The organism is Bradyrhizobium sp. (assembly GCF_016462955.1).
Taxonomy (GTDB): domain Bacteria; phylum Pseudomonadota; class Alphaproteobacteria; order Rhizobiales; family Xanthobacteraceae; genus Bradyrhizobium.
Genome location: NZ_JAEMSD010000203.1, coordinates 5,740 through 11,196, shown reverse-complemented (window position 1 = coordinate 11,196; position 5,457 = coordinate 5,740). Strand labels below are relative to the sequence as shown.

The 5,457-nt window shown below is 64.6% G+C and carries 5 protein-coding genes; all 5 read left to right on the top strand.

The window, feature by feature from the left end; translation table 11 throughout:
* Nucleotides 1–44 precede the first annotated feature (44 nt).
* Nucleotides 45–2,558: a nitrate reductase catalytic subunit NapA gene (gene napA / locus JHD07_RS20555; protein WP_291625244.1), complete on the top strand. Its 2,514-nt coding sequence runs from the start codon at nucleotides 45–47 to the stop codon at nucleotides 2,556–2,558.
* The gene (locus tag JHD07_RS20550) at nucleotides 2,555–3,025 is read left to right on the top strand and encodes a nitrate reductase cytochrome c-type subunit (RefSeq protein ID WP_291625243.1); all 471 of its coding nucleotides are present in this window, start codon (nucleotides 2,555–2,557) and stop codon (nucleotides 3,023–3,025) included. The genes napA and JHD07_RS20550 overlap by 4 nt, the downstream gene beginning before the upstream one ends.
* Nucleotides 3,022–3,675 carry a NapC/NirT family cytochrome c gene (locus tag JHD07_RS20545; protein WP_291625242.1) on the top strand — a complete coding sequence of 218 codons (654 nt, stop codon included), beginning with the start codon at nucleotides 3,022–3,024 and terminating at the stop codon, nucleotides 3,673–3,675. The genes JHD07_RS20550 and JHD07_RS20545 overlap by 4 nt, the downstream gene beginning before the upstream one ends.
* Before the next feature lie 192 nt (nucleotides 3,676–3,867).
* A complete protein-coding gene (locus tag JHD07_RS20540; protein WP_291625240.1) occupies nucleotides 3,868–4,956 on the top strand; it encodes a DUF2336 domain-containing protein in 1,089 nt (362 codons plus the stop codon).
* Between the two features lie 99 nt (nucleotides 4,957–5,055).
* The coding region (locus tag JHD07_RS20535; protein WP_291625238.1) for an AAA family ATPase at nucleotides 5,056–5,457 on the top strand (402 nt) is incomplete at its 3' end.

The following is a 5,457-nucleotide window of genomic DNA, read 5'->3' as shown; positions in this document are numbered from 1 at the left end:
CGTCTTCCACGCCATCGAAACCGCCTGAGTCAGGAAGAGCCATCATGACATCACCCAAGCTCGACCGCCGCCAGATGCTCAAGCTCGAGGCGGCCGCCATCGCCGCCGCCGCGGCCGGCATGCCCGCCCCGGCGCTCGCCGCCAATCTCGTCAGCGAGCGCAACAACAGCGAAATGAAATGGGACAAGGCCGCCTGCCGCTTCTGCGGCACCGGCTGCTCGGTGATGGTCGCGACCAAGGAGAACCGCGTCGTCGCCACCCATGGCGACATCAAGGCCGAGGTCAATCGCGGCCTGAACTGCGTCAAGGGCTACTTCCTCTCCAAGATCATGTACGGCCACGACCGCCTGACCCAGCCGATGCTGCGCAAGACGAACGGCAAGTACGACAAGAACGGCGAATTCACGCCCGTCTCCTGGACCGAAGCCTTCGACATCATGGAGCTGAAGTGGAAGGAGGCGATCAAGAAGCGCGGCCCGAACGGCGTCGCCATGTTCGGCTCAGGCCAGTGGACGATCTGGGAAGGCTATGCCGCCTCGAAGCTGTTCAAGGCCGGCTTCCGCACCAACAACATCGATCCCAATGCGCGCCACTGCATGGCCTCCGCGGTGGCCGGCATGATGCGCACGTTCGGCATCGACGAGCCGCCCGGCTGCTACGACGACATCGAGGCGACCGACGCTTTCGTGCTGTGGGGCTCGAACATGGCGGAGATGCATCCGATCCTGTGGACACGCCTGGCCGACCGCCGTCTCTCCGCGCCGCATGTGCGCGTCGCCGTGCTCTCGACCTTCGAGCACCGGTCGTTCGACCTCGCCGACATCGGCATGGTGTTCAAGCCGCAGACCGACCTCTACATCCTCAACGCCATCGCCAATCACATCATCAAGACCGGCCGGGTCAACAAGGACTTCGTCGCCAGGCATACCGTGTTCAAGCGTGGCCAGACCGACATCGGCTATGGCCTGCGGCCCGAGCATCCGCTGCAGAAGAAGGCGACGGGCGCGGCCAAGCCCAACGACGCCACCGACATGAGCTATGACGAGTTCGTCAAGTTCGTGTCGGAGTACACGCTGGAGAAGGCCGCCGAAATGTCGGGCGTGCCGCTCAACCGCCTGGAAGCGCTCGCCGAACTCTATGCCGATCCCAAGACGAAGGTGGTCTCGTTCTGGACCATGGGCTTCAACCAGCACACCCGCGGCGTCTGGTGCAACAACCTCGTCTACAACATCCATCTGTTGACCGGGAAGATCTCCGCGCCCGGCAACAGCCCGTTCTCGCTGACCGGCCAGCCCTCGGCCTGCGGCACCGCGCGCGAGGTCGGCACCTTCTCGCACCGCCTGCCCGCCGACATGGTCGTGACCAACAAGGCGCATCGCGACCACGCCGAGCACATTTGGCAGCTGCCCGAAGGCACCATCCCCGACAAGAACGGCGCGCACGCCGTGCTGCAAAGCCGGATGCTGAAGGACGGCCTCATCAACGCCTATTGGGTCCAGGTCAACAACAACCTGCAGGCCGGCCCCAACATCAACGAGGAGACCTATCCGGGCTTCCGCAACCCCGACAATTTCATCGTGGTCTCCGATGCCTATCCGTCGGTGACTGCGCTCGCTGCCGATCTGATCCTGCCGACTGCGATGTGGGTGGAAAAGGAGGGCGCCTACGGCAATGCCGAGCGGCGCACCCAGTTCTGGCACCAGTTGGTCACGGCGCCAGGCGAAGCCAAATCCGATCTCTGGCAACTCATGGAATTCTCAAAACGCTTCAAGATCGAGGAGGTCTGGCCCGCGGAGTTGATCGCCAAGAAGCCGGACGTTCGCGGCAAGACGCTGTTCGACGTGCTCTACAAGAACGGCCAGGTCGACAAATTCCCCGTGAGCGACATCGAGCCCGGCTACGCCAATGACGAATCCAAGGCGTTCGGCTTCTACGTCCACAAGGGCCTGTTCGAGGAATATGCCCAGTTCGGCCGCGGCCATGGCCACGACCTTGCGCCGTTCGACACCTATCACAGGGAGCGCGGCCTGCGTTGGCCCGTCGTCAACGGCCAAGAGACGAGGTGGCGTTTCCGAGAGGGCAGCGACCCCTATGTCAAGCAGGGCGCCGAGGTGCAGTTCTACGGCCATGCCGACGGCAAGGCGCGCATCTTCGCGCTGCCTTACGAGCCGCCGGCGGAATCGCCCGACAACGAATATCCCTACTGGCTCTCCACCGGCCGCGTCCTGGAGCACTGGCATTCCGGCACCATGACGCGCCGCGTGCCCGAGCTCTACAAGGCCTTCCCCGAAGCCGTCTGCTTCATGCATCCGGACGATGCCCAGGAAGCCAAGCTCCGCCGCGGCGACGAAGTGAAGGTGGTCTCGCGCCGCGGCTTCATCCGCGCCCGCGTCGAGACGCGCGGCCGCGACCGGCCGCCGCGCGGCCTCGTGTTCGTGCCGTGGTTCGACGAATCCAAGCTGATCAACAAGGTGACGCTTGACGCCACCGATCCGATCTCGCTGCAGACCGATTTCAAGAAATGCGCCGTGCGCATCGAGCGGGTGAACATGTCATGATGAAACGATCCGCAATCGCCCTGCTCGCCTTCGCGATCGCAGCCGGCACGAGCTCACTGACCGCGCAGACCGTGACCTCCGGCCTGCGCGGCCCCACTCCGCTCAACGACGAGGGGCCGGCGCCGCCGATGCTGCCGAACCGCAACACCTCGGAGAAGGAGGTGCGCAACTATCCGGAGCAGCCCCCCGTGATCCCTCACAGTATCGACGGCTACCAGGTCGACCTCAACGGCAACAAGTGCCTGTCCTGCCATGCACGGGCGCGCACCGCGGAGTCGCAGGCGCCGATGGTCTCGATCACGCATTTCATGGACCGGGACGGCCAGTTCCTGGGCTCGGTCTCGCCGCGCCGGTTCTTCTGCACCGAATGCCACGTGCCGCAGAACACCGCCAATCCGCCGGTTAGCAACGATTTCGTCGACATCGACACGCTGCTGTCGCGCGTAAGCCCGGGTGGCCGCCGATGACGACGACCGCTGACGAGTCCAACGCAGAGTTGAAGGCCAAGCGCGGCTTCATCGTGCGGAGCCGGGCTTTCATGCTCGAGCTCTGGCAGGTCCTGACCCGGCCGAGCTCGGTGTTCGCGCTCGGCACCCTGGTGCTGGCCGGCTTCGTTGCCGGCGTGATATTCTGGGGCGGCTTCAACACCGCGCTGGAGATCACCAACACCGAGAAGTTCTGCACCGGCTGCCACGAGATGAAGGACAACGTCTACGCCGAGCTGAAGTCGACCGTCCACTTCACCAACCGCTCCGGCGTGCGCGCGACCTGCCCGGACTGCCACGTGCCGCACAACTGGACCGACAAGATCGCGCGCAAGATGCAGGCGTCCAAGGAGGTCTGGGGCAAGATCTTCGGCACGATCGACACGAGGGAGAAATTTCAGGACCACCGGCTCGAGCTCGCCGCGCACGAATGGGCACGCTTCAAGGCCAATGATTCCCTGGAATGCCGCAACTGCCACAGCGCCGATTCCATGGACATCACCAAACAGTCGCCGCGGGCCTCGGTCGCGCACCAGCGCTTCCTGTTCACCAAGGAAAAGACCTGCATCGACTGCCACAAGGGCATCGCCCACCAGCTGCCCGACATGCGCGGCGTTCCCGGCTGGCAGTAGGCTTGCACTCCCGGCGCACCACGCGGGGAGCGGCGCGCAGACAATTTCAGATCTGCCGAATTCTGATAGCGAAAGTTCCATCTGGAGGTTTCAAAATACCGCTGCGTTATGCCCTGTTTAAATCGCAGGACCGATCATGTCCTGGCGCGGCGGAAGCGTGCGCGGTCCTCCTGCGATGGCCAGAAAAGCATGATGCAGCAGACGAATTCGATCATCGACGAGCTCGAAGACGCGGTCCGTAATGGCTCCTCGGCCAAGCGGATCGAGACCTTGCGCCGGGTGACGGACCTGTTTCTCGACCAGGGGCAGCGCCTCAGCGACGATCAGGTCGAGGTCTTCGATCATGTGCTCTCGCATCTGGTGACGCGGGTGGAAAGTCGGGTCAGGGCCGAGCTCGGCGATCGTCTGGCGCCGCTGGATTACGCACCTGCCGGCGTGCTCGAACGCCTCGCCTGGGACGACGAGATCACCGTCGCTGGCAAGGTGCTGTCCGAGTCCAATCGCCTGAGCACCCCGACGCTGGTCGAGATCGCGAAAGCCAAGGGGCAGGATCACCTGTTCGCCATTTCCGGCCGCGCCGACCTGCCGGAGGTCGTCACGGACGTCCTGGTGGAGCGCGGCGAACGCAAGGTCATCCGCCGCCTTGCCGACAACAGGACAGCCCGCTTTTCCGAGGACGGATATGACAGCATGGTCGCGCACGCGGAAGCCGACGAAGCGCTCGCCGAAGCGCTCGGCCTGCGCATCGACCTTCCCATCAAGTATCTTCGCGACCTGCTGCAGCGCGCGACCGAAGCCGTGCGCGCGCGCCTTGCGGCCATTGCACCGCCGGAGCTGCAGGCGGAGATCAAGCGCATCCTCGCCGCGATCACCAGCAAGGCGGCCCCGCCGGAGCCGAAGCGGGATTTCAGCCTGGCTGAAGCGGCCGTCAAGCGGATGAAGGGCCTCAACGAACTCAACGACACCGCCATCGCCCGCTTCGCGGAAACCAAGAGATTCGACGAGGTTGCCGCCGCGCTCGGACTTCTCAACAACAGCGCGCCCACCGAGCTGATGGCGAAGGTTCTGGAAGGGCCGCGTGCCGATCTCGTGCTGATCCCCTGCAAATCGGCAGGCCTCGGTTGGCCCACGGTCGAAAAAATCCTCTGCAATCGTCCGATCAAGTACCGCATCGACGAGGCCACCCTGAAGCTCGCGGGCACGGATTTCGCCAAGCTGTCCCCCGCGACGGCCGAGCGCACACTGCGCTTCTGGCAGCTGCACGACCGGATCGACAAGTAGCCGAGGCCCCGCAGGACGGCCTGACCGCCGCTTGAACGGCCAGCCGCAATGGTTAGCTTGCGAGAAGCGGCGAATCGCCGGTTCCCTCTCAAGACAGACATGGCCACGTTCACCCCGCATCAGGATGCCGCGCTCAAGGCCGTCGGCGACTGGCTGAAAGCAAAACCCGGACGGGGCGGCACGCCGCCGGTGTTCCGCCTGTTCGGCTTCGCCGGCACCGGCAAGACCACGCTGGCCCGGCACATCGCCGAAGGCGTCGACGGAGAGGTCAAGTTCGCAGCCTTCACCGGCAAGGCCGCCCTCGTCATGCGCAACAAGGGATGCGACGGCGCCTCCACCATTCATTCGCTGATCTATCGTGCCCGCGAATCCGGCGAGGAGCAGCCGAGCTTCGAATTGTGGGACGACGCGCCGGCTTCCAAGGCCAAGCTGATCATCATCGACGAATGCTCGATGGTCGACGCCGAACTCGGGCGCGACCTGATGTCGTTCGACTGTCCC